The 24,371-nt window shown below is 60.8% G+C and carries 20 protein-coding genes; 6 read left to right on the top strand and 14 right to left on the bottom strand.

The window, feature by feature from the left end:
- Positions 1-14 precede the first annotated feature (14 nt).
- Positions 15-1,523 (bottom strand): FAD-dependent oxidoreductase, encoded by a 1,509-nt coding sequence (locus tag I8E17_RS13425; protein WP_069613324.1) that lies wholly within the window; start codon positions 1,521-1,523, stop codon positions 15-17.
- Between the two features lie 49 nt (positions 1,524-1,572).
- Between I8E17_RS13425 and I8E17_RS13430 the strand changes: the two genes are divergently transcribed.
- Complete coding sequence (locus I8E17_RS13430; RefSeq protein WP_069613325.1) at positions 1,573-2,058, top strand: MarR family winged helix-turn-helix transcriptional regulator; 486 nt, start codon at positions 1,573-1,575, stop codon at positions 2,056-2,058.
- A 170-nt stretch (positions 2,059-2,228) separates the two neighbouring features.
- Positions 2,229-3,170 (top strand): rhodanese-related sulfurtransferase, encoded by a 942-nt coding sequence (locus I8E17_RS13435; RefSeq protein ID WP_069613338.1) that lies wholly within the window; start codon positions 2,229-2,231, stop codon positions 3,168-3,170.
- A 63-nt stretch (positions 3,171-3,233) separates the two neighbouring features.
- Here the strand turns inward: I8E17_RS13435 and I8E17_RS13440 are convergent, their stop codons facing one another.
- From I8E17_RS13440 to I8E17_RS13450, 3 genes are all read right to left on the bottom strand, one after another.
- A complete protein-coding gene (locus I8E17_RS13440) occupies positions 3,234-5,444 on the bottom strand; it encodes an EAL domain-containing protein (protein WP_069613326.1) in 2,211 nt (736 codons plus the stop codon).
- A gap of 110 nt (positions 5,445-5,554) precedes the next feature.
- The gene (locus tag I8E17_RS13445) at positions 5,555-6,103 is read right to left on the bottom strand and encodes an NADPH-dependent FMN reductase (RefSeq protein WP_069613327.1); all 549 of its coding nucleotides are present in this window, start codon (positions 6,101-6,103) and stop codon (positions 5,555-5,557) included.
- A 376-nt stretch (positions 6,104-6,479) separates the two neighbouring features.
- The gene (locus I8E17_RS13450) at positions 6,480-7,853 is read right to left on the bottom strand and encodes a GH1 family beta-glucosidase (RefSeq protein WP_069616016.1); all 1,374 of its coding nucleotides are present in this window, start codon (positions 7,851-7,853) and stop codon (positions 6,480-6,482) included.
- Between the two features lie 249 nt (positions 7,854-8,102).
- Here I8E17_RS13450 and I8E17_RS13455 point away from each other — a divergent pair, with 249 nt between their 5' ends.
- The gene (locus tag I8E17_RS13455) at positions 8,103-8,507 is read left to right on the top strand and encodes a DoxX family protein (RefSeq protein WP_069616015.1); all 405 of its coding nucleotides are present in this window, start codon (positions 8,103-8,105) and stop codon (positions 8,505-8,507) included.
- Positions 8,508-8,551: 44 nt separating this feature from the next.
- On the opposite strand, the gene I8E17_RS13460 is transcribed toward I8E17_RS13455, so the two are convergent.
- From I8E17_RS13460 to I8E17_RS13480, 5 genes are all read right to left on the bottom strand, one after another.
- Positions 8,552-9,739, bottom strand: coding sequence for a Gfo/Idh/MocA family oxidoreductase (locus tag I8E17_RS13460; protein WP_069616014.1), 1,188 nt, complete (start codon positions 9,737-9,739; stop codon positions 8,552-8,554).
- A gap of 190 nt (positions 9,740-9,929) precedes the next feature.
- The gene (locus I8E17_RS13465) at positions 9,930-10,985 is read right to left on the bottom strand and encodes a sugar phosphate isomerase/epimerase (RefSeq protein ID WP_069616013.1); all 1,056 of its coding nucleotides are present in this window, start codon (positions 10,983-10,985) and stop codon (positions 9,930-9,932) included.
- A 266-nt stretch (positions 10,986-11,251) separates the two neighbouring features.
- Positions 11,252-12,199 carry a substrate-binding domain-containing protein gene (locus tag I8E17_RS13470; RefSeq protein ID WP_069616012.1) on the bottom strand — a complete coding sequence of 316 codons (948 nt, stop codon included), beginning with the start codon at positions 12,197-12,199 and terminating at the stop codon, positions 11,252-11,254.
- Between the two features lie 69 nt (positions 12,200-12,268).
- Complete coding sequence (locus I8E17_RS13475; RefSeq protein ID WP_069616011.1) at positions 12,269-13,279, bottom strand: ABC transporter permease; 1,011 nt, start codon at positions 13,277-13,279, stop codon at positions 12,269-12,271.
- 58 nt (positions 13,280-13,337) lie between these two features.
- Positions 13,338-14,861, bottom strand: coding sequence for a sugar ABC transporter ATP-binding protein (locus I8E17_RS13480; protein ID WP_069616010.1), 1,524 nt, complete (start codon positions 14,859-14,861; stop codon positions 13,338-13,340).
- A 166-nt stretch (positions 14,862-15,027) separates the two neighbouring features.
- Here I8E17_RS13480 and I8E17_RS13485 point away from each other — a divergent pair, with 166 nt between their 5' ends.
- Both I8E17_RS13485 and I8E17_RS13490 read left to right on the top strand, forming a co-directional pair.
- On the top strand, positions 15,028-16,053 hold the full coding sequence (locus tag I8E17_RS13485) for a LacI family DNA-binding transcriptional regulator (RefSeq protein WP_069616009.1): 1,026 nt from the start codon (positions 15,028-15,030) through the stop codon (positions 16,051-16,053).
- A gap of 12 nt (positions 16,054-16,065) precedes the next feature.
- The gene (locus I8E17_RS13490) at positions 16,066-16,470 is read left to right on the top strand and encodes a VOC family protein (RefSeq protein ID WP_069616008.1); all 405 of its coding nucleotides are present in this window, start codon (positions 16,066-16,068) and stop codon (positions 16,468-16,470) included.
- On the opposite strand, the gene xylA is transcribed toward I8E17_RS13490, so the two are convergent.
- The 5 genes from xylA to I8E17_RS13515 all read right to left on the bottom strand — a co-directional run bounded on the left by xylA (position 16,461) and on the right by I8E17_RS13515 (position 23,461).
- Positions 16,461-17,771: a xylose isomerase gene (gene xylA, locus I8E17_RS13495; RefSeq protein WP_069616007.1), complete on the bottom strand. Its 1,311-nt coding sequence runs from the start codon at positions 17,769-17,771 to the stop codon at positions 16,461-16,463. The two genes, I8E17_RS13490 and xylA, sit on opposite strands and share 10 nt — an antisense overlap.
- A gap of 166 nt (positions 17,772-17,937) precedes the next feature.
- The gene (gene xylB, locus I8E17_RS13500) at positions 17,938-19,395 is read right to left on the bottom strand and encodes a xylulokinase (RefSeq protein ID WP_069616006.1); all 1,458 of its coding nucleotides are present in this window, start codon (positions 19,393-19,395) and stop codon (positions 17,938-17,940) included.
- 37 nt (positions 19,396-19,432) lie between these two features.
- The gene (locus tag I8E17_RS13505; RefSeq protein ID WP_069616005.1) at positions 19,433-20,458 is read right to left on the bottom strand and encodes a LacI family DNA-binding transcriptional regulator; all 1,026 of its coding nucleotides are present in this window, start codon (positions 20,456-20,458) and stop codon (positions 19,433-19,435) included.
- Positions 20,459-20,606: 148 nt separating this feature from the next.
- Positions 20,607-22,214: a DHA2 family efflux MFS transporter permease subunit gene (locus I8E17_RS13510; protein WP_069616004.1), complete on the bottom strand. Its 1,608-nt coding sequence runs from the start codon at positions 22,212-22,214 to the stop codon at positions 20,607-20,609.
- A 26-nt stretch (positions 22,215-22,240) separates the two neighbouring features.
- Entirely contained in the window at positions 22,241-23,461 is a 1,221-nt protein-coding gene (locus I8E17_RS13515; protein WP_069616003.1) for an HlyD family secretion protein, read from the bottom strand.
- 181 nt (positions 23,462-23,642) lie between these two features.
- Here I8E17_RS13515 and I8E17_RS13520 point away from each other — a divergent pair, with 181 nt between their 5' ends.
- Entirely contained in the window at positions 23,643-24,323 is a 681-nt protein-coding gene (locus tag I8E17_RS13520; protein WP_069616002.1) for a TetR/AcrR family transcriptional regulator, read from the top strand.
- The last annotated feature ends 48 nt before the right edge of the window (positions 24,324-24,371 follow it).

The raw sequence follows: 24,371 nt of genomic DNA on the forward strand, positions 1-24,371 counted from the left end.
TTGCTTTAGGCGCTCTACGCATCCGCCGAACCAAGCCCCACTTGCGCGAAATAGCCTTCCAGCATCGCAATGTCGTCGGCGGCAGCGATCGCGCCAATATATCCGTCCGGCCGCACGAGCACCCATTCTCCGGGGGATAGGGCATAGATGTCGCGCAGATGCCCCCCGGCGTCGACCATGTCGCCTGATCGGCCGAAAATATGAATATGCAGGCCTGCGCGCGGCGGCACCGATCCCGGCGGCACCTCATAGCCAAGCAATGTCCAATGCGGGCCTCGGAACAGATCGAACAGCCGTTTTGCCTGGCCGGCGGCGCCACGGATCGGCGCATCCGGGGCTCGGTCGCCGGCAGACAGGCGGCCGCTGCGCCCAAGCGTTTCGAGCGCGAGCGAAGACGAAGGATAACCTATATCGAGCTGACGCACCTCGCGACCGCGCCGCATGTCGCCCTGTTTCTGGGCATCGAGAAGCCTTGTCGCCAGACCGAGCATCGCAGCCGCGATGGGCTGACGCTCCTCTTCATAGCTGTCGAGCAGCTTGTCGTCGGCTCCATTGGCGGCCGCTGCCAGCTTCCATCCGAGATTATAGGCATCCTGCACACTGGTATTGAGGCCCTGACCACCGGTCGGCGGATGAATGTGGGCGGCATCACCGATGAGAAACACGCGGCCGACACGGTATCGATCGGCAAGTCGCGCATTCATGGTGTAGGCCGACGACCACGACACGGATCGGATATGGATATCATCGCGCCCGGTCCGCTCCGCCACCATGGCTTCCAGCCCTTCGGCGGAAAGATCGATATCACCGTCGAGAGGGATCGGTCCCTGTATCTGGAACATCTCGGTCCCGGCAAGCGGGCAGACCATGATCTGCCGCGACATGTCGCCGTCGTTGAAGCGATGCCAGGCATCGCGCGTGAGACCACCGGTCAAAATGACATCGGCCACGATGGCGCGAACGCCGAGGGTCTTGCCGGGAAAGTCGATATTAAGGGCGTGGCGAACGAAACTGCGACCGCCATCGGCGCCTACGAGCCAGCGCACCCGAAGAATTTCCTCTTCAGCCTTGCCCGCGAGGCGCGCTGTCACGCCGCTCGGGTCTTGCTCGAAACCAACCAGTTCGCAGCCGAATTGCGGCTTATGGCCAAGCTCGAGCAACCTCTCGCGCATCACCTTTTCGGTCAGGAATTGCGGTATCATCAGCGGCAGATGGTACGGTTCTGCTGGTGTTGGGTCTTCATGCTCGGCGATGTCGGACTCGGTAAAACTACCGTCGTCGCGATATCGCCGTACGGGCGGATACATGCCGCCGGCCGCAACGACCCGGTCGAGAATGCCGAGATCCTCGAAGATTTCCTGGGTTCGCGGCTGGATACCCTTGCCGCGCGAACCACGGAAAGGCCCGTCCATCTTTTCGATCAGACGGAAGGAAATTCCTCTCCTTGCCAAATCGATGGCCAGCGCGAGGCCGGCCGCGCCCGCACCACAAATCAGCACATCGGCTGTAAATTGCTCTGTCATCTCCATCTCCATATGTGTAATATGCACTTATTAAAAGAAGGGTGGTCAGGTGTCAACGAAGAGCTTGCAAAATACACATATCGGCGCTCAGCTACGCGAACTCCATAGCGCGCTGGTCGAAATTGTCGGCGTCATGAACCGGCCCCAGCGTGATGAGGCTATGATTAAGGAGGCGGGCATCTCCCTCGACCGCGCACTGTTTTCCCTGTTGGTTTTGGTGGAGCGGCTCGGCCCCATCGGCGTCGTCGAACTGGCCGATCGCGTCGGACGCGACTACACCACCGTCAGCCGTCAGGTTGCGAAAATGGAGGGGCTCGGACTGATCAGCCGGCGGGAGAACGCGATGGACCGACGCCTGCGCGAGGCCGTCATCACCGAACAGGGCAAGGCGATGACCGATCGCATCGATGAGGCGCGTGAGAGGATTGCCCGGTCCATTTTCGCCAAATGGGATGACAAGGATATCGAGGACCTTGTGCGGCTCATGCGCAGGTTTGCCGACGATATAAAGGATGATGCGCCAGCTGCACAATAAGCCGCATTTCGAAATGCCTTCCTTTCAAGTCGTATGGCGCTGGACATCTCAGCTCGTCGGCCAGCACAACCCACATCTTTCGCCGCGCCAACAGAGGCGGGATCGCGAAGGCGCGGGCTGCAACGCAAATCCCGATTGCCTGAAGGCCCGCAAAATTGTATTTCACCGGCATGACCGACATGCTTTCAGATCCACGGCGCGACGCGACCGGCGCATTCCTCGTTGCCGCGCTCTATCATTTTGTTTCCTTTCCGCGCTTCGCAAGCCTGCGCGAGCCCCTGCTTGCGCTCTGCGAGGAAAAGGGCGTGAAGGGCACGCTGCTGCTGGCACATGAAGGGATCAACGGCACGATCGCCGGCACGGATGCCGCCATCGGCGCCGTGCTCGCCTTCCTGCGCGCCCAGCCGGAATTTGCCGGCCTCGAACATAAGGAAAGCCGCGCGTCAAAAATGCCGTTCGTGCGCATGAAGGTGAAGCTCAAGAAAGAGATCGTCACCATGGGCGTCGAGGACATCGACCCGACCAAGGTCGTCGGCACCTATGTCGCGGCGAAGGATTGGAACGCACTGATCTCCGACCCCAACACCATCGTCATCGACACCCGCAACGACTATGAAACCGCCATCGGCGTCTTCAAGGGCGCGGTCGATCCGAAGACGAAGACTTTCCGCGAATTTCCCGATTGGGTGCGCGACCATACCGGCCTGCACAACAAGCCGAAGATCGCCATGTACTGCACCGGCGGCATCCGCTGCGAGAAGGCAACCGCCTTCATGAAGCAGCAAGGCTTCGACGAGGTCTATCATCTCAAGGGCGGCATTCTGAAATATCTCGAGGAAGTGCCGCCGGAAGAGAGCCTCTGGGAAGGGGCCTGCTTCGTCTTCGACGAGCGTGTCTCGGTCGAACACGGCCTGAAGGAAGGCAATCACAAGCTCTGCCACGCCTGCCGCAATCCCATTACATCAGAGGAAGTGAGCTCACCCTTTTACGAGGCCGGCGTTTCCTGCAGCCACTGCTACCACGAACGCACTGAAGAAGACCGCGAGCGCTATCGCGAAAGGCAGCGGCAGATCGCGCTCGCCCGCAAGCGTGGTCACGAGCATATCGGCTAAAGGCATTTTCGGAAGAACCGCGCTCGGGCCTTGGGTCGGGAATGCGCGAATGCGCTAGGCGTATCAGGCAGCGGCGTGTTCTTCGTCCACTGCGGCGGCTATCTGCACGGCGAGGCGTTTGCTGATCTCGGCTTCCGGCATCGGCTTGCCATAGAAGTAGCCCTGCAGCTCGTCGCAGCCGAAGCCCTCGAGCGCCCTTCCCTGCTCTTCGGTTTCTATACCTTCGGCCGTGACGGGAATGTCGAGGGACCGGGCCAGTGCCACGGTCGCCTTCACCATCTCGCGGGCGCGGTTGTCCTCCAGCACATTCATCGTCAGCGAGCGATCGATCTTGATGCGGTCGAACCCGAATTGACGCAGATAGCCGATGGAGGAGAAACCGGAGCCGAAATCGTCGAGCGCCACCCTGACGCCAAGCGTCTTCAATCGCTCGATCGACTGGCGGGTGCGCTCGGGATTTTGAATGATGTAGCCTTCGGTGATTTCCAGCGTCACCCGCTCGGCTTCGATCTCGGTACTGTTGAGCACGCTGCGGACGTAATCGGCGAAGGCAGGATTGCGGAACTGGCCCGGCGAAACGTTGACGGCAACACGCAGATCCGGCCAGTGCCTTGCCGCCTCGCAGGCCTTGCGGAGGACCAGCAGGCCCAATGCCTCGATCAGGCCGCTGGTTTCGGCAATCGGAATGAAGGCCTCCGGCGAAATCGGTCCGTGTCCGGGGCGGTTCCAACGCACCAGCGCTTCGACGCCGATCATCTCGCAGCTCGAGGCATCAACCAGAGGCTGGTAGGCGAGCGTCAGCTCCTCCATCTCGATCGCGCGACGCAGATCAAGCTCCAGCGCATTGCGTTCCTCGCGATGCGCATCCATGGCCGTCTCGTAGCAGGTCATGCGGGCGCGGCCGGCTTCCTTGGCCTTGTACATGGCAAGATCGGCGCGGCGCACCAGTTCCTCACGGTCGATGCGGCCTTCAGGCGAACTTGCGATGCCGATGCTGGCGCCGACCACGACCACCCGGCGGCCGATCTCCAGAGGCTCCGCAAGGAAATCCAGGATTTGCTCAGCCAACCGCAAAGCTGGCGCGTCATTAAGCTCCTTCGTGGGGAAGGCGATGGCGAATTCATCGCCTCCAAGGCGCGCCAAGGCCGCCTGCGGTGGCACGAGAACCTTGAGCCCGGCGGCTACCGCGCGGATGAGCTGATCGCCGGTGCCATGCCCGTAAGCGTCGTTGATTTCCTTGAAACCATCGAGATCGAGGTAGAGAAGCAGGACGTTGGTGCCGTCGGAGCGCGCCCGCTCGACCAGACGATCCACATCGAGCCGCAATCCCTCACGATTGAGGAGCCCGCTCAGCCGGTCGCGAAGCGAGACCTGACGTGCCTGAACTTCCTCCGCCCGCAGCCGGCGCCCCGCCAGCGAGCCCAAGATCAGCAGCACGACGAAGAACAGACCCACCAGACCAAGCGCGCCGAGCACCAATGGGCGGACCTGCTGATAGCTCATATCCCCCGGCTGGCGCGAGCTCCACACCAACCGTCCCAGCGACTTGCCGAGTGGATCGACGATGGAGACGGCATATCGGGCGACGGTATCCGGCGACACTAGCGTCAAGCCGCTGATGACATAGGTGTTGGCGAGCATCTTGATCCGGTCGGCGTCAAGGTAGCGAACGAGGATCAGATAGCGCCGATGACCTTCCGGCACCGGAATGCGACCGGATCTTTCGCGGATCGTCGCGGCCCCGGCGGCGGCGATACCATCTCTGGTCATGATGTAGCCCGCAGCTTCCGGCACCCCAGTCACACGCGTTGTTCGCGCCTGATCGACGAGCGCCCAGACGGCCGCACCGAGGACATCCTCGATATTCTCTGTCAATGGCTGGCCATCGTGGTAAGCGACAATCGGCTTGTTGTTGTCGTCCACGATGATGGCAGTATCGAACAGCGCGCCGTTGGAGGAAATGTCGCCATAATTGCCGACGATCCAATTTTGATTATCGGTCCCATAGACACTTCGCGCCGCATCGTTGCGGGCGGAATGGTCATGCAGTGTCGCTTCCAGCTGTCCCTGAAATGTTTTCAACGCCCCGACAGTCGTTTCCCAGGAGCGCTCGTCGTCCAGCTTGTTAGAATAATCGGCAACGCGCCCGATCGCGGTAAGAACCATCAAGGTCACGACGGCAACGATCAGGGCGAAGCAAATCAAAACGGCCGTCACAATGGAATGACGACCGATCTGTGCATTTTTCCGCAGGGACTTGGAAATTGCTCCCAACACCTTTTCTCCTTGGCGGAGAAGTCTGCCGTCAGGTTTTCAATAAACGGTTAAGGCGAATTGGAGATTCCTACAGGAAAGAGTTGTATATCTGCCGAAACCGGAAGAATTCATGCCTTAGTGGCAATCGCTCGCGCGAAACGGCCGAGATTTGCGGAGAAAAGGCCGCTTTCCCGCGCCTCCAGCAGCATCGTGGCCTGCATCTCATCGCTCTTGCCTGCAACCGGCAGACGCAGGAAAGCGTCTTCAACGATATGCAGCGACATGGTCTTCAAGACATCGGTGAGCTGTGCCAAGACGAGATCGCCGCGATGCGATGCGTGAGCAAACATCAGCGGCTTGAATGGTACCTCGTCGCGCGACACCAGCCAGTCCAGCGCGTTCTTCAAGCCGCCGGGTATGCCGTGAGCATATTCCGGGCACGACACGATCAAACCGTCCGCCTTGCGAATCTCGGCCGCAAATCTCTCGACGACGGCTGGTGTTCGCTTGCCCTCATTATCCGGATTGAAGATCGGCAGGTCCCCGATCAGATCGCAAATGGCAATGGTGATGCCTTGTGGACAGGCGAGCTTCAGCGCCTCCAGCAGCCTGCGGCTGGCCGAAGCCTGCCGCAGGCTGCCGCAAAGCGCATAAAGAAAAATCGGCCGCTGGGTCATGCGCGATGTCTATCAGGCCTCGCCGATTCGAGCGATAGCCACCCTCCCCTTGAGGGGCAGGGCTATCGCATATGGAGGCGGACGAGCACCATAAGCTCCTTCTCCCCTTGGGGAGAGGTGGCCCGAAGGGTCGGATGAGGGGTTGTCGATTTGAATTCATGGATTTTTGTGGTCTTGGCGGGCACCCCCTCATCCGCCTCGCGGCACCTTCTCCCCGCTGGGGAGAAGGGGGACAGCGGCGATCTCCGCTCATATGCGATACCCCTGCCGCAAGCGGGGAGGGTCGGACCGAAGGGGTGGGGTGACCATTGCAGACCTAAAGCCCACCCTCGGGTTCCACCCAACCCGAGCCCCTCAAGGGGAATGCCGAACCGCATCAGTCCGCCTTGTGGTTGCCCTTCGGAAACTGCGAGGCAAGCTCCCTGTACCACTTGCCGCTCTTCTTGATGGTGCGCACCTGGGTCTCGTAATCGACATGCACGAGGCCGAAGCGCATGCGGTAACCCTCAGCCCATTCGAAATTGTCCATCAGGCTCCAGGCGAAGTAGCCGCGCATCGGATAGCCGTCCTTGATGAGATCGGCGACGACACCGAGATGCTCGATATAATAATCGAGACGAGGCTGGTCATCGACCTCGCCGTTGACGACGCCCATATTGTAGCAAGCGCCGTTTTCGGTGATGTAGCACTCCGGCAGGTCGTAGCGCCTGTTGAGGTCTTCGACGACATGCTTCAGACCCGGCGAATAGATCTCCCAACCGATATCGGTCTTGACGTCGCTGACCGGCGGCGCCTCCTTCGTCCAGGGGAAATCGCCGCTCTTGGAGGCGTCGTCGGAGACGCGCATCGGCATATAATAGTTCAGCCCCCACCAATCGAGCTTCTGGTTGATGGTCTTGAGATCGCCATCCTCGATGACAGGCATGCGATCACCGAGCGCCTCGAGGAATTGCTTTGGATATTCGCCCTTGAAGATCGGATCGAAGAAAGCGCCATTGTGGAACTGATGCGCGCGTTCGACAGCGGCGGCATCTTCGGGGCTATCCGAGCCCGGCAGGATCGAAGCGGCGTTCAGCACGATACCAACAGGCACTTTCGGCGCGACGGAGCGGATTGCCTCGACGCCGAGACCGTGGGCAAGGTTCATGTAATGCATGGCATAGAGCGCCGCCTGCATATTGCGCTCGCCGGGTGCATGGACGCCATAGAGGTGGCTCAGCCAAACGATACACCAGGGCTCGTTGAAGGTAGCAACAGAGTCCAGACGGTCGCCGAGGCGGGCCATGACGGTCTTGGCATAGCGCTGGAAGGCATGCGCCGTCGAACGCGCCGTCCAGCCGCCGTCGCCGGCGAGCGCCAGCGGAAGATCCCAATGGTAGAGGGTCGCAAAAGTCTTGATCCCCCGCGCCTTGCAGCCGTCGACCAGGCGATCGTAGAAATCGAGGCCGGCTTCGTTCACCGGGCCGGTGCCTTCAGGGATGATGCGCGGCCAGGCGATCGAGAAGCGATAGGCCTCGACGCCCATCTCCTTGATCAGATCGAGATCCTGCTCCAGACGGTTATAGTGGTCGCATGCGACGTCGCCATTATTGCGCTGATAGACGCGGCCCGGCATGTTGGCGAAAGCATCCCAGATGGATGGCTTGCGGCCGTCTGCCTTGGTGGCACCCTCGATCTGGAAGGCGGCGGTGGCAACACCGAATGTGAAATCGCCTGGAAAGCGATCGGCAAGAAGCTTCGGATCGATCATGGTGAAAATCCCGTCTGTTTTGGCTTCGTTGGCTGCGGTTTAGCCAACCCGGTTGGCAAAGTACAGTGCCGGCACGGGAAAACTGCAACGTTGCAGGCGCCGACAAACCGAGCCGGCGAAAGGCGCCTCCGCGGGCGACGGCAATACTCTTCGCACGACTGGATAACAGCAATGTCAACAGTCGTGACTTGTCTTCCAGCGTGAGATCAATTGAGGGTAGCATCCAAACTTGACAGTGAAAGGACATAAATGCTCCCTGCGATCCACGCCCTCCACCCTCATCTGCTGAGTCTCCTGCGCATCGTCGCCTCGCTCGTGCTCTTCAGCTATGGAACGCAGAAGGTGCTGCATTTCCCGGCGGCCGAAAATGTGCCCGCTGTCGGATCGCTGTCCTGGATCGCCGGCCTGCTCGAACTCACTCTCGGCTTCTTCGCCCTGATCGGCTTCAAGACACGGATTGCAGCGTTCATTCTGTCAGGCCTGATGGCCTTCGCCTATTTTCTGCGTCATGCGCCGCAGAGCTTCTATCCCGCCCAGAACGGCGGCACATCTGCCATCCTCTTCTGCTTCATCTTCCTGTTTCTCGCCAGCGCCGGCGGTGGCCCGCTGAGTGTCGACGCGCTGACCAAGCGCAGGCAGGACATCGCCGCCTGACTAAGCAGGTTCGAGGCGGCAAACCGCCTCGAACCTCCCCAAACCTAAAGCTTGACCCAGGCGCCATTGCGCTTCGAGGACGCGACGCAAGCCTCGACGAAAGCCACACCTTTCACACCGTCATCGACGGTCGGATAGATCACGGCAGGATCGATGGCCACGCCCTTCTTGCGGGCGTTGATGGCACGCGCAGCCTCGGTATAGATCGTCGCGAAAGCTTCCAGATAGCCTTCCGGATGGCCCGAGGGTATGCGCGAGACGCGCGCCGCTGCGGCACCCGAGCCGGCACCGTTGCGGGTGATCAGCCGCTTCGGCTCGCCAAATGGCGTGTACCACAGATAGTTCGGATCGGCCTGCGTCCACTCGATGCCGCCCTTGGTGCCGTAAACGCGGAGCTTTAGGCCATTCTCATGGCCCGGCGCCACCTGGCTGCACCAAAGCATGCCCTTTGCCGGTTTTTCCTTGCCCTTCGCCTTGAAGCGCAGCAGCACATGGCCGTTGTCGTCGAGGCGACGTCCTTCAACAAAGCTGTCGAGATCCGCGGCAAGGCTGTCCAGCTCGAGGCCGGTCACGAAGGAAGCGAGATTATAGGCATGCGTGCCGATATCGCCGGTGGAGCCGCCGACGCCCGACTGGGCCGGGTCGGTACGCCAGGCCGCCTGCTTCTGGCCGGACTGCTCGATATTTTCCGTCAGCCAATCCTGCGGATATTCCGCCTGCACGATGCGGATATCACCAAGCTCGCCGTTGGCGATCATCTCACGCGCCTGGCGGATCATCGGGTAGCCGGTGTAATTATGCGTGAGGATGAAGAGCGCACCGCTTTCATCGGCCACCTTCTTGAGCTTCTTGGCGTCGGCAAGATTGGAGGTCAGCGGCTTGTCGCAGATGACATGGATGCCGCGCCGCAGGAATTCCTTGGCGGCGTCATAATGGACATGGTTCGGCGTGACGATCGAGACAGCTTCGATGCCATTCTTCAGCTTGGCTTCGCGGATCGCCATGTCGCGGTAGCTGGAATAGGTGCGCGAGGGATCGAGACCGAGATCGCGGCCGGATGCCACGGCCTTTTCCGGCGAAGACGAGAGCGCGCCGGCGACGAGATCGAACTGGTCGTCAATGCGCGCGGCGATGCGATGCACCGCGCCGATGAATGCGCCGGCGCCGCCGCCCACCATGCCGAGCCGAATGCGCGGCTCCCGCGTCTGTTCCGATGATCCTTCGATTGCCATTTTGTCCTCCTGAATGAATGGAATTGTACTTCCCTTCTACCCTGCGGGGAGAAGGTGGCCCGAAGGGTCGGATGAGGGGGAACTCAGCAGACACTGCCTTTCGCTTGTCGCTCAAGGCACTCGTCGCGACGCTCCTCGTCCCCCCTCATCTGTCCTTCGGACATCTTCTCCCCGTTGGGGAGAAGAGAAATTACGACAGCCCCAGCATGCGCCGGTTCGCCGCCTGGTCCGTGCCGCTGCCGGCGAAGTCGTCAAAGGCCTTTTCCGTGACGCGGATGATATGCGCCTTGACGAATTCGGAGCCTTCGCGGGCGCCGTCTTCGGGATGCTTCAGCGCACATTCCCATTCGACCACGGCCCAGCCATCGAAATTATTGGCGGTCATCTTCGAGAAGACGGCCCCGAAATCCACCTGGCCATCACCCAGCGAACGGAAGCGGCCGGCACGCTCGACCCAACCCTGATAGCCGCCATAGACACCCTGACGCCCGGTCGGATTGAACTCCGCATCCTTGACGTGGAACATCTTGATGCGGTCCTTGTAGATGTCGATGTTCTCGAGATAGTCGAGGCACTGCAGGACGTAGTGCGAGGGATCGTAGAGCATGTTGGCGCGCGGATGGTTCTTTACGCGCTCCAGGAACATCTCGAAGGTGATGCCATCATGCAGGTCTTCGCCCGGATGGATCTCGTAGCAAACGTCGACGCCGTTTTCGTCGGCATGGTTGAGGATCGGAGTCCAGCGGCGGGCAAGCTCTTCGAAGGCGGTCTCGACAAGGCCGGCCGGCCGCTGCGGCCAAGGATAGATGAAGGGCCAGGCGAGCGCGCCGGAGAAGGTTGCATGGGCCTTGATGCCGAGATGCTTCGACGCCGTCAGCGCCATCTTCACCTGTTCGACCGCCCATTCCTGCCGAGCCTTCGGATTGCCTCGTACTTCAGGAGCGGCAAAACCGTCAAAGGCTTCGTCATAGGCCGGATGGACGGCGACGAGCTGGCCCTGGAGGTGAGTGGAAAGCTCGGTGACCTCGACGCCGTTGGCGCGGGCGACACCGGCAAATTCATCGCAATAATCCTTGGAGGAGGCTGCCTTCTTCAGGTCGATGAGCTGGCTTGCCCAGGTCGGAACCTGTACGCCGATGTAACCGGCATCGGCAGCCCATTTCGTGATCGAATCCCACGAGTTGAAAGGTGCGGCATCGCCGGCGAACTGGCCGAGAAACAGGCCTGGTCCCTTGATCGTCTTCATATGTATTTCCTCCCTGATCGCGTTCTGTAAACGTTTCCGATGCCTTTCGGACCCATATCCGAGGCGGCTGAGGTGCCGTAGCCTCCAAAAACTATAGGGTCGTCGGGCTGAAAGTCGAATGCCCTGCGACCTAATCACGGCACGCCGCAGACGGCAAGAGGTACGTGCCGCAAAATTTCCATCCACCGCAAAACGGGGCTGACGGAACACTTAAAAAACGCCCGCCGAAACCGGCGGGCGCCCTTGAAGATGAACCGAGGAACCGATCAGAACGGTGAATCGGGGAAGTAGAAGTCCTTGGCGTTGTCCTTGGTGACGAGCGTCGCATCCAGGATATAGTTGCCGCGAACCGGAACCTGATCGTAGAAATTGGCAGCCGTCAGTTCCATGGCGGTGCCGACCATTGCCGGCGGATAGAGCACGTCGACCGGGATCAGCTTGTCGCCGTCCATGACCTTCTTGATCATGTCCTTCGAGCCTGCGCCGGCGATGATATACTTGATATCGGTGCGCTTGGCCTGCTCGATTGCCTGCAGAACGCCGACGGCCATGTCGTCATCCTGACACCAGACGACGTCGATCTTCGGGAACTTGGTAAGGTAGTCCTGCATGACCTTGAAGGCGTCGTCGCGGTTCCAGTTGCCGTACTGGCGGTCGAGAACCTTGACGTTCGAGCCGGCAATGCCCTTGTCGAAGCCGTCCTGGCGCTGCTGGTCGATCGGGATCGGCAGGCCGCGGATGACGACGACCTGGGCATCCGGCGTATTGGCCTTGATGTATTCCCCCGCGACCTGGCCGAGCGCCGGATTGTTGCCGGCGACATAGAGGTCACGGACGGAATTGTCGTTGTTGCTCGGCGCACGGTCGACGAGCGCCACGAACTTGCCCTTGTCCTTGACTTCCTTGATGGCGTTGACGAGCGGATCCGGATCCGACGGCAGGATCACGAGTGCGTCGATGCCCTGCGTCTCAAGATCCTGTACAGCGTTTGCCTGGCTGGCGGCATCAGGCGAAGTCTTGACGATGACGTTGAGGCCAGGATGCTCCGCCATCAAGAGCTTGGCGACGCGCTCGGCATGGAAGACCACGCCCGAGGTCCAGCCGTGGTCGGCGGCCGGAATGGAAACGCCGATCGTCACCTTCTTGTCCTCGGCATGGACCGTGCCGGCCAGAGCCGCCATCACGACAGCCAAGCCTATGAGTCTCTTTCGCATATTTCTTCCTCCCAGATAGAGACAGGGCCTTGTCACCAAGAACCGGGCGCCCCCTGACCCGGCTATTTGCTATTTGCGAGCAAGTGAGCGCTGAACCAGCATGGCGATGATGATGATCGCGCCCTGGATGGCGTTCAGCAGATACTCGCTGATGAAATTGGAAAGCAGCATGATGTTGCCGACGAGCTCAAGGATGAAGGCGCCACAGATCGTGCCCCATACCCTGCCCGCTCCGCCCTTCAGCGCCGTACCGCCGACGACGACGGCGGTGATCGCCTGCAATTCCCAGAGACTGCCCGTCGTCGCCGACGTCGAACCAAGCCGCGGCACATAGAGAAGCACGGCAATCGCCACGCACAGACCCTGAATGACGAAGGCGACGGTGCGCACGCGATTGACCGCCACGCCGGAATAGCGCGCAACATCGCGATTGGAACCGACGGCGATGACGTGCCGCCCATAGCGGGTGCGGTAGAGAATGAAGGCCGCAATGCCGGTGACGACAAGAATGACCACGATCGGCACCGGCACACCGAACACCGAGCCATAATAGGCGGGCTTGTAGAGCGCCTGCAGATTGGCCGGCCGCAAGGTGATCGCACCGCCCTGCGACAGCCAGGTCGTCAAGCCGCGATAGACACCCATGGTGCCGAGCGTCGCAATGAAAGGCTCGATCTTGCCCACGGTCGTTATCAGGCCATTGGCCAGGCCGCAGAGCACACCCGCAACGACTGAAAACAATATGGCCGCCGCCAGCATCAGGGCGGGATCGGCGATAACACCCGAATTCATCAGGAGGATCATCAGGCTCGCAACGAAGGCAACCATTGCGCCGACAGACAGATCGAGATCGCCGGCCGAGATGACGAAGGTGGCACCAACCGCGATGATGGCGATGAAGGCGCATCTCGTCGCAACATTGGTGAGATTGGTAAGGCCGATGAAGTTCGGATTGACCAGCGCGCCCACGATCAGAAGCAGCACCAGTGCTGCAAAAGGCGCCACGGCCCTAAGATCGACATCCCGCCAGGAGCGCCCCCGCCGGCCTGTCTTGCCGCTGCTGTCTTCACCCACGCTCATAACCAAAACCAACCTCCCGTCCCATAATTGCTGGGAATTCGCCTTGCTCCGCCGCCCTTCAGGCAGCCGTCTTTTTCTTCAGGCCCGCCGCATAACGCATGATTTCCTGCTCGGTAATCTCTTCGCCTTCGAGCACGCCGACGATCCGGCCCTCGCGCATCACGGCAACCCGTGTGCAAAGCCCGATGACCTCGGGCATTTCCGAAGAGATGACGATGATCGAATGACCGTCGCGCGCCAGCGCGGAAATGAAATGATAGATCTGCTGCTTCGTACCCACATCGATGCCGCGCGTCGGCTCGTCGATGATGATGATCTGCGGCTCGGTCTCCATGATCTTCGCCAGAAGCAGCTTCTGCTGGTTGCCGCCGGACATGCGACCGGCAACGATATTGCCGTCACGTACGCGTATATCGAAACGGCGGCGCGCCCTCGCCAGCGCATCGGCTTCGCTTGAGGCGCTCAGATAGCCGAACTTGCCATGCCGGTCGAGCGACTGCAGGGTTAGATTGACGATCATGCCGGAATTCAGAAGCAGACCCTTCGACTTGCGGTCCTTCGTCATATAGGCAAGCCCGGCATCGATGGCTGCATGCACATCATGCGGCGGCACCGTTTGGCCGTTGGCGACGACCTCGCCGGCGGCACGCGAGCGCAGACCGACGATCGCTTCCATCAGCTCGGTACGCCCAGAGCCGATCATGCCGGAAAAACCCAGGATCTCGCCTTTTCGCAGCTCGAAGCTCGCATCGTGGACGTAGCCGGTCGAGACCGAGGCGACGCTGAGCACCACCCTCTCGTCGACATCGGGCTCGTTCTTGGCCGGATAGAGGCTCGAAAGCTCGCGCCCGACCATTAGCTGGGCGATCGATTCACCATCGAGCAGCGAAGTCGGTGATGTCTTCACCCATTGGCCGTCGCGCAAGACCGTGACGCGATCCGTCAGTTCCATGACCTCATCAAGCTTGTGGGAGACGAAAACGAAGCTCGTTCCCTGGTCGCGCAACTTGCGCACCTGCTTGAACAGGAAATTGGTCTCCTCGCGCGAGAGAACCGCGGTCGGCTCGTCCATGAAGACGATCCTCGCATCGCGACTGATCGCCTTCGCGATCTCCACCATCTGCTTGTCGGCGATGGAGAGTGTGCTGATGATGGCATTCTCGTCGACATGCGAGCCGAGAAGGTCGAGGACGCGCCGCGTTTCCGCGCGCATATGCTTGCGATCGAGCACACCGAAGCGCGTGACTTCGCGGCCGAGAAACAGGCTCTCGGTAACGCTCAAATGTTCCGCAAGATTGAATTCCTGATGGATGATGACGATGCCGAGCGCCTCGGCGGCGCCGTTCGGCGGCAGCTTGACGGGCTTGCCATCTAAGAGGATTTCGCCTGAGGTCGGCTGCTCGAAACCAGAGAGAACTTTTACCAGCGTCGACTTGCCGGCACCGTTTTCACCCATCAGCGCATGGATTTCGCCGGCCCGAAGATCGAAGTTGACGCTGAACAGCACCTGCACGCCGTTAAAGGACTTGGAAATCCCTCTCGCAGACAGCACGACCGCACCGTCGACGGCTTCCGAACTCATTGAATCCTCCCTGCGGTCCCACCCGCTTTCCATGCTGTGTAAACCTTTACATAACCTGTGTAAAGGTTTACATCATTGGATATCGCATAAATTTTCGCGGTCACCTTTGACCTCCACCGAAGTCTGTGTAGTCTCCAGTCCCAGACGAGACCCAAGGCAGAGCGCAGTGTCGAATTCCACGCCCGCAACTATCGAAGACGTCGCCCGAATTGCCAATGTTTCGATAGCAACGGTTTCGCGGGCCATCCATACTCCGGAGAAAGTCGCCAATTCGACGCGGCTGAAAGTCAATCAGGCTATCGCCGTTACCGGTTATACTACCAATGCCATGGCGCGCAGCCTAAGACTCGGCCGCTCGAACATGATTCTCGTCGTGGCGCCCGATATCGGCGATCCTAATTTCTCGAATATTCTGATCGGTCTGGAAAACGAGGCTCGTTCGCACGGCTATGGCATCCTGATCGGCCACACGCAGAACGATGCCCAGCGCGGCCTGGAATATCTGAAGTTCCTGAACTCCAACCAGGCGGCGGGATTGATCCTCTTCACCGGCATCCTGCCCTTCGGACATCAGACGATGACGGCGCGGTTGCCGCCGAGCGTCGGTGTCTTCGAACCGGTCTTCAACGGTGGCATCCCTTATGTCGGCGTCGACGATATCGCCGGCGCTCGCAAGGCCGTGGACCTGCTGATTGCCGAGGGCCATCGCAAGATCGCCTTCATCGGCGATTCTCGCACCCGCCTCGCCTACAGCCGCCGGCGCATGGGCTACGAGGCCGGACTGGATGCGGCCGGCATCGCACAGGACCTGCGCATCGTGCTGGAAGGCGACGGCACCATCGAGAGCGGGCGGCTCTCCGTCGAGCAGCTCTTCATGCGGGACACGCTGCCGACAGCCTTCATGTGCGTCAATGACCAGACCGCGATCGGCGTGATGATCGGCCTCAAAACACGCGGCTACGATATTCCCGAGGATTTCTCGGTGACCGGCTTCGACGACGTGCCGCAAGCCGTCTTCATGACGCCGTCGCTGACCACGATCCGGCAGCCGCGCACCGCCATCGGCAAGCATGCGATGGCGCTTCTGCTGGAACTGCTTTCGGATGGCGAGCCGGCGGAGACGGAGATCCTGCTGCGGCCGGATTTGATCGTGCGAAACTCGGTCGGGGCTCCGCCGCGCAGTCGACGCTAGGCAGACGCAACGATGCCGCTCGGCAGAATCACCCTCTATGTCCGCGATGTCGAAGCAACGATCAGCTTTTACGAGAAGCATTTCGGGTTCAAGCCACTCCGTCTGGAGGGCGATCGGATTGTTGAGCTGCTCGCGCAGGATGGCGGCGCCAATCTGATGATCCATCCGGCGGGTAAGGCGCAGAAAATGGGCCAGGTGCTGGTCAAGCTGGTCTTCGACGTCGAGCATGTCGAAGCTTTCCGCGCAAAGTGTGCTGAAGAGGGGCTGGAGTTCGGCCCCTTGCATCAGGCCGACGACTATGTTTTCGCCAATGCCAAGGACCCCTCAGGGAATCCCATAGCCATTTCCAGCCGCGCCTTCAGGCTGAAATCGGGAGGCAATGAAACACCGCCCCCCGAAGCTGTCGATCAAACGTAACGGTTGACGATGTTTTCCAGCAGTTCCTGCTTGCCGGACTTCGGCTGCGGGTTGACGTCCTTGGTCTCGACCCACTGGGCGATCTGGTCGAGCGAATATTCGCCGCGCAGCAGCTTCTGGCCCTCGGCCGAATCCCAGCCGGCATAACGGTCGGCGAGCGGCTTGGAGAGCGCCTTGTCCTCGATCATCTTCGCAGCAGCCTTCAGGCCGCGAGCGCAGCAATCCATGCCGCCGATGTGGCCAATGAGCAGATCTTCCGGATCGAGCGACTGACGGCGCAGCTTGGCGTCGAAGTTCGTGCCGCCGGTCTTGAAGCCGCCGCCTGCCAGAACCTGGTAATAGGCCAGCGTCATTTCCGGAACGTTGTTCGGGAACTGGTCGGTATCCCAACCGGACTGATAATCGTTGCGGTTCATGTCGATCGAACCGAAGATGCCGAGCGCATTGGCAAGCGCCAGCTCATGCTCGAAGGAATGGCCGGCGAGGATCGCATGGCCCTGCTCGATATTGACCTTCACTTCGTTTTCCAGGCCGTACTTCTTGAGGAAGCCGTAGACCGTGGCGACGTCGTAGTCATACTGATGCTTGGTCGGCTCCTGCGGCTTCGGCTCGATGAGGATCGTGCCCTTGTAGCCGATCTTGTGCTTGTATTCGACGACGAGATTGAGGAAGCGGCCCATCTGGTCCAGTTCCCGCTTCAGGTCTGTGTTGAGCAGCGTCTCATAGCCCTCGCGGCCGCCCCAGAGAACGTAGTTTTCGCCGCCGAGCTTGTGCGTGGCGTCCATGCAGGTCTTCACGGTCGCAGCCGAGAAGGCGAAGACATCCGGATCCGGATTGGTCGCAGCGCCCGACATGAAGCGGCGGTTGGAGAAGAGGTTTGCCGTGCCCCAGAGCAGCTTTACGCCGGTATCGGCCTGCTTCTTGGCGAAGTAGTCGACGATCTCGTTGAGGTTCTTGGTGTTCTCGGCGAAATTCTTGCCTTCCGGACGCACGTCGGCATCGTGGAAGCAGTAATAGGGAGCGCCGAGCAGCGTGAAGAATTCGAAAGCGACATCGGCCTTCAGCTTGGCGGCTTCCATCGTCTCGTTGAACCAGGGGCGCAGGAAGGTCTGGCCGCCGAAGGGATCGCCGCCCGGCCAGGTGAAGGTGTGCCAGTAGGCGACGGCGAAACGCAGATGGTCTTCCATGCGCTTGCCGGCAACGACTTCATCCTTGTTGTAATAGCGGAAGGCCAGCGGATTGGTGCTGTCCGGGCCTTCGTATTTTACCTTGCTGATGTCACCAAAAAATCCGGTGCTCATGTCTCATCTCCTTGGGTTTGGTGTTTCGATATTGTTTTGTCACTTTGATGCCCCTCATCCGACCCTTCGGGCCACCTTCTCCCCGAGGGGAGAAGGTATGGATGACCGCGGTAAGCTCCGTCGTCCCCTCTCCCCTCGGGGAGAGGGCTAGGGTGAGGGGGTGACCTCAAACCATGCTCAGCGGCTTGATTGCGGGATAAACCGCCCGATAGCGCTTGTAGGCATCCGCATAAGCATCCGTCAGCGACGCAACCGGATCAATCGTGCCGGCCGTCTGCGGCGGGGTGCAGACTGCAACCGGGTCGGAGCCGGTCGCGGCAATCAGGCCGAGGCGTGCGGCGCCGAAGGCCGCGCCGAAATCGCCGTCCGCCGGCAGGTCGACCGGTACGCCGAGCGCAGTGGCGATCGAAGCCAGCCAGTAGCGCGAACGCGAGCCGCCGCCGATGGCGGTCACGCGCGCAATGTCGGTGCCGGCCGAACGCAGCGCTTCCAGGTTGTCGCGGATGGCGAAGGACACGCCTTCGAGCACGGCTTGCGTCAGCACGGCGCGGCCGCTCTCATGGCCGAGACCGATGAAGGCGCCGCGGACGGTAGCGTCGTTGTGCGGCGTGCGCTCGCCCGAGAGATAGGGAAGGAAGGTGACGCTCGTCGGCGCTTTCAGCGTCTCACCAAGCTCGCTGGTGAGTTCGGCGGCAGACTTGCCCGTCACATGCGAATGCCAGTTCAGTGCATCGGTTGCCGAGAGGATGACGCCCATCTGGTGCCAGGTATTCGGCAGCGCGTGGCAGAAAGCATGCACGGCGCTTTCCGGCTTCGGCAGATAGGAGCCGTTGGCCGCAAAGAGAACGCCAGACGTCCCGAGCGAAACGAAGGCGGCACCGTGGCTCACCGTGCCCATGCCGCAGGCCGAGGCCGCATTGTCCCCTGCCCCGCCGGCGACGACGGCATCGCCAGCAATGCCCCATTTCGAGGCCAGCTCGCCACGCAGCTTGCCGGCGACCTCAGTGCCCTCGACCAGAGCCGGCATCTGCTTCTCGTCGAGATTGGTTGCCGCCAGCAGCTCGGAAGACCATTTGCGCTTGCCGGTATCGAGCCAGGAGGTGCCGGCGGAATCGGACATTTCAGACATGTGCTCGCCGGTCAGCCACAGGCGCAGATAGTCCTTCGGCAGCAGCACCCAACGCACTCTCGCGAAGATCTCCGGCTCGTGCTTGGCGACCCAGGCGAGCTTCGGTGCTGTAAAGCCGGGGAAGACGATATTGCCGGTCAGCGCGCGGAATCGTGGATCGGCGTCGAGGGCGGCGGCCTCCTGGTAGCTACGGGTATCGTTCCAGAGGATGCAGGGCCGCAGCACCTTGTCATCGGCATCGAGCAGCGTCGCGCCATGCATCTGACCGGAAAGGCCGATGCCGCGCACAGCCGCCAGCTCCTTCGGATGCGCAGCCTTCAGCCCGGCAACAGCCTCCTCGGTCGCGCGGATCCAATGCGCCGGATCCTGCTCCGACCAGCCTGGATGCGGGCGCGACACGTCAAGCCCGCCATTGGCGGAGCCGATGATCTTCTGATTGCCGTCGATCAGCATCGCTTTGACGCCGGAGGTTCCGAGATCGAGACCCAAATACATCAGATATTACTCCCTATGCTCTGCCGCGTTCGAATGCTCAGGGCAGATTATCCTTCAAGAAAATGTCGAGACGTATGCGCTCCTGATCGGCAATGACGGCCTGGCCGTCAGCCGTCGCCTTCATGACGCGGATGGCGCTGCGGACTTCATGGCCGGCATCCTGATTGAGGACGGCATCGATAGTGCCATCCAGCAATGCCGCCCGCGTATGCTGCGTCAGCTCGTGCACGACCACCGTCAGCTCACGCTCGGGCCGCACGGCCTTCAAGGCCGCAATCAGACCACGGTTGCCGGCGCCGAGGCTGTAGATGCCGATGATATTCTTATTTGCGGAGAGCGCCTTTGAAACGAGCGATCGGGCCTGTTCGGGATCATCACGTCCTTCCAGCACAGGCAGCAGCCGCAGGTTGGGAAACTCTTCTGCCATCACGGCAGAAAAACCCTGTAGGCGCTCGCGATGGTCGCGCACCAGCATCGAGCCGGCAAGAACGGTAAGATCGCCTTCACGACCGCTCAGGAAGCGCCCGAGCAGCCGCGCGGCGGTCCGTCCGGCGGCGATATTGTCGATGCCCGCATAGTGATGGCGGGCGGAATCGGTGAGATCCGAGACCAGCGTAATGACGGGAATACGCTCCGATACGAGACGGTCGACGGCGACCCGCACTGCCGGCGCATCGGTCGCCACAAGAGCGACGCCGGCGATATCCTCCCCCTGCAAGGCGTCCAGTGCGGTAACCAGCGCCGGCACATCGAACGGCGGCACCTCGACGATGCGGATATCGGTGCGCTCTATGCTGGCCCGCAAGGTCGCCTGATGTACCTCAAATCGCAGCCCGTGCATGAAGGAATTGTCCCCCGTCGGCACGATGAAAACGAGAGGATAGACACGGCTCTTCGCCAGGTTGGCAGCAGCGACATCGCGGATATAGCCGATTTGCCGGATAGCGGCTTCCACCTTCTCCCGCGTCACCAGCCGCACGCCCGGCCGCTGGTTGAGGACTCGGTCCACCGTGGCGAGGCTGACGCCCGCAGCGGCGGCGATGTCATGCACGGTCGGTCTCATGGGTTCCTCCTGCGGAAACCCTTACTGCGATTTTTGATGTACGTAAATCAAAAATTTCGGGCCGGTGAATTTTTCCAAACGACCCCCCAACAAAAAATGGCCCCTCGCGAGGAAGGGCCATGCCTTGGGAGCATTATCAAGAGCCGGATTAGTGGCCTCCGCCACCACCGCCGCCGCCCGCCGCATTCGGCTTGCTGAGCATCAGAACGCCGAGGATCATCGCGAGAAACAGCACGGTCAGCATCAGGAAAATATCCCCAAAGGACATCACGACCGCCTGCCGCGTCGCCATATTGACCATTTGCTTCAGGGCGGCCTGATCACCGTCCAAGCCCGCTGCATTGAAGCTGGCGGCCATGTTGTTCAATTGGGTAACGGCGGCATGGCTGCCCCAATGAACATGGTCGCGAAGGTTGAAATAATGCTGGTCCTGCCTGTTCGTCAAAAGCGTGTTGATGATCGCAAGACCGACGGCACCGCCAAGATTACGCGTGAGATTGAACAGGCCGGACGCGCCGCGCATACGGGCGGGCGGCATGGTTCCGAGGGCGATATTGTTGATCGGCACCATGCAGAGCATCAAACCGAAACCGCGCAGGATCTGCGGGATGAGCAACTCCCAGAAATCCCAGTCCACCGTCAGGTGCATCATGATGTAGGTACCGGCCGAGAAGCTGGTGAAGCCGATGATCATAAGGATGCGCAGATCGACCTTGCTCGACAGGAAGCCGGCCAGCGGCGCCGTGAAGAACATGGTGAGGCCGGAGACGAACATCGTCTCACCGATCTGCAGCGAATCGTAGCCGCGAATGCGCGCGAGATAGAGCGGATAGATATAGGTCAGGCCGTAGAGACCGATGCCCATGACGAAGGAGAATATCGACCCGAAGGAGAAGTTCTTGTTCGTAAAGGCCCTCAGATCGACGACGGGAAAATCGACCGTAAAGGCGCGATAGAAGAAAATCACTGCACCGATAGCGGACGCGATGGCACCCGCAACGATGTAATTGTCGTTGAACCAATCATTCGTATTGCCTTCCTCAAGCACATATTCGAGCGCGCCGAGGAAAATACCCATCGAAATCAGGCCCCACCAGTCGAACTTCTTGAAAAGCGAAAGCTCGGGCTTGTCGAAGTCGATAAAATTCCAGGTGACGATGGCAACAATGATACCGGGCGGAATATTGACCAGGAACAGCCAGTGCCAGGAGAAGGCATTGGACAGATAGCCGCCGACGGTCGGGCCGATGGTCGGCGCAAGCGTCGCGATCAGGCCGATGATCGGCGAGACGACGTTGCGCTTGGACGGCGGAAAGATGGTGAATGCCGCCGCAAAGACCGAGGGGATCATGCCGCCGCCGATGAAGCCCTGCAGGGCGCGGTAGATGATCATCTGATCGATATTGGTGGCGGTCGCGGCAAGTGCGCTCGATATGGTGAAGCCGGCCGCTGAGATCGCGAAGAGATAGCGCGTGGAAATGATACGCGCGAGCGTTCCCGATAGCGGGATCATGATGACTTCGGCGATCAGATAGGCCGTCTGCACCCAGCCGATTTCATCCGAGCCGGCACTGAGGCCGGCCTGGATTTCGCTGAGGGAGGCGGAGACGATCTGAATGTCGAGGATCGACATGAACATGCCGAGCACCATCGCCAGAAAGGCGATGAGCTTTCTCGGTTCGATATGGTCAGCCGCAGGCGCGGCTGGGCCGGCCGCGCGTGGGGGCGACCCGGCTGTAGTGCTGGCGGACGACATGGCGCGTCTCTCCCGAGCTCGATCGTTTACTTGTCCGGCGCCGTGCGGGTATCGACGTCGACGACGACGCTGAGGCCTGCGCGCAGACGGCCGGTATTGAGCGCATCCTGCGGCAATGCGATACGGACAGGCACGCGCTGAATGATCTTGGTGAAGTTACCCGTCGCGTTTTCCGGCGGCAGCAGCGAGAAGACCGAACCGGAAGCCGGCGAGATCGATTCTACGGTGCCGACGATCGGATGATCGCTGAAAGCATCGACGTGAACATTGACCTTGGAGCCGGGAACCAGATGCTGGATCTGCGTTTCCTTGAAATTCGCGTCGATATAAAGCTGCTTGGTCGGTACGATCGCCATCAGCTTCTGTCCGGGGGAGACGAGATCGCCTTCCTGCACCGAGCGATTGCCGACGATGCCGTCATACGGAGCCTTCAGCACGGTAAAGGACAGGTCGCGGGCAGCCTTGTCGCGCGCGGCTTCGAGACCCTTGATCGTGCTTTCGGCCTGGCGGCGCTGGGCCTGCAGCAGGTTGATGTTGGCCTGCGCGGATGCAATGGCGGCGTCGCCGCCGACCAGATTGGCCTTGGCCTGATCCAGCGCGATATTGGCGCTGTCCAAAGCGGCCGTGGTGCCGACCGACTTCGACTGCAGTTCAGCAGCGCGCGTCTGGGTGATCTGGGCGCCGCGGACCGTGGCTTCCAGGGCAACCTTCTGCGCCTGCGACTGGGCAAGGGCCGCCTGGCCGGCAGCGATCTGTGCATCGATGGTATGGAGTGAAAGCTGCTCGGTATCGAGCGAGGCCTGAGCCTGGCCGAGCGCAAGCTTGTAGTCGCCGTCGTCGAGCGTTGCGAGCACATCGCCGGCCTTGACCTGCTGGTTGGCCACGACATTCACCTTGGCGACATAGCCCGTTACCTTCGGCGAGATTGTGGCGATGTCGCCGCCGATATAGGCGTCATCGGTGGAGACCATGAAGCGGCCGTTCGTCCACCAGTCATAGCCATACCAGCCACCGGCTGCGAGAGCCGCGACGATGATGACCGGAAAAACCAGGCTGCGCCGCTTCTTCTCCGATGGCGGTGGGGCCGCGGGGGCCGGAGCAGCAGGCGCAGCCTGGGCGGGAGCAGGGTTGCTGCGCGTTTCGGCCGCTGGAGCCTCGGCAGGCGCACCGGTTTCCCGGGCTTCTACTTCTGCATCAGCGGGCTCGTTCACGATGCGCGCTACATTGTTTCCATGACTTGACGACATTTCCCTACCACCGAAAATCTGGCAAAATAATCGAACCGAACGGTTCGGTTCAATTGACATAGAGCCTTTCTCACGCCATATCAAGAGATATCGAACTGAGCGGTTCGATTTATTTCGCGAATCTGTTTAAGATTCAGAAAAAGTGATCGAGTATCGCGTAAAGGAGACAGTGAAAGAGCCGATGAAACACGAATCCCAAAATGCCGCTGTGCTGAACGCACCCGCGCCGGGCTCCGGTGGACGCTGGGCAGCCGGCGAGGACCCTGCCAAGCGTCATCAGATTCTCGAAGGCGCCAAGCGTGTCTTTATGAAAATGGGCTTCGATGCGGCGAGCATGAACGATGTGACCCGCGAGGCGGGCGTTTCCAAGGGCACCCTCTACGTCTATTTCGCCAACAAGGAAGATCTGTTCGCCGCCATGATGGAGAGCGAGCGCACCCATTTCGTCAATCTTGTTCGCAATGCCCTTTCAGACGAAGCGGATGTCACGACCTCACTGTATGATTTCGGCATCGTCTTCGTCACGCACGTTACCTCGGACAAGACCATCAGCGCCATGCGTACGGTCATCGGCGTGCGCGAACGCATGCCCTCGCTCTGTCAACGCTTCTTCACCGGCCCCGAAAATCTGCGCACGGTGCTGCGCGGCTTCCTCGAGCGGCAGGTTGCCGCCGGCCATCTCAAGATCGACGATTTCGACATGGCTGCCCGCCACTTCCTGGAAATGGCCAGCGGCGGCTATTTCAAGCTGCGGCTCTTCGGCGACATGGAGCAGCCGCCGTCGAAGGAAGAGATCGATTATGTCGTGCGCGGCGCCGTCCGCGTCTTCCTGGCGGGCTACGGTCCGGATCGCAAGGATTAGAGCAATTCCAGGGAAAGTGCGCAGCGGTTTTCCGTCCGGAATTGCGTG

The organism is Rhizobium sp. AB2/73, assembly GCF_020871915.1.
Classification (GTDB): Bacteria; Pseudomonadota; Alphaproteobacteria; order Rhizobiales; family Rhizobiaceae; genus Rhizobium; species Rhizobium dioscoreae.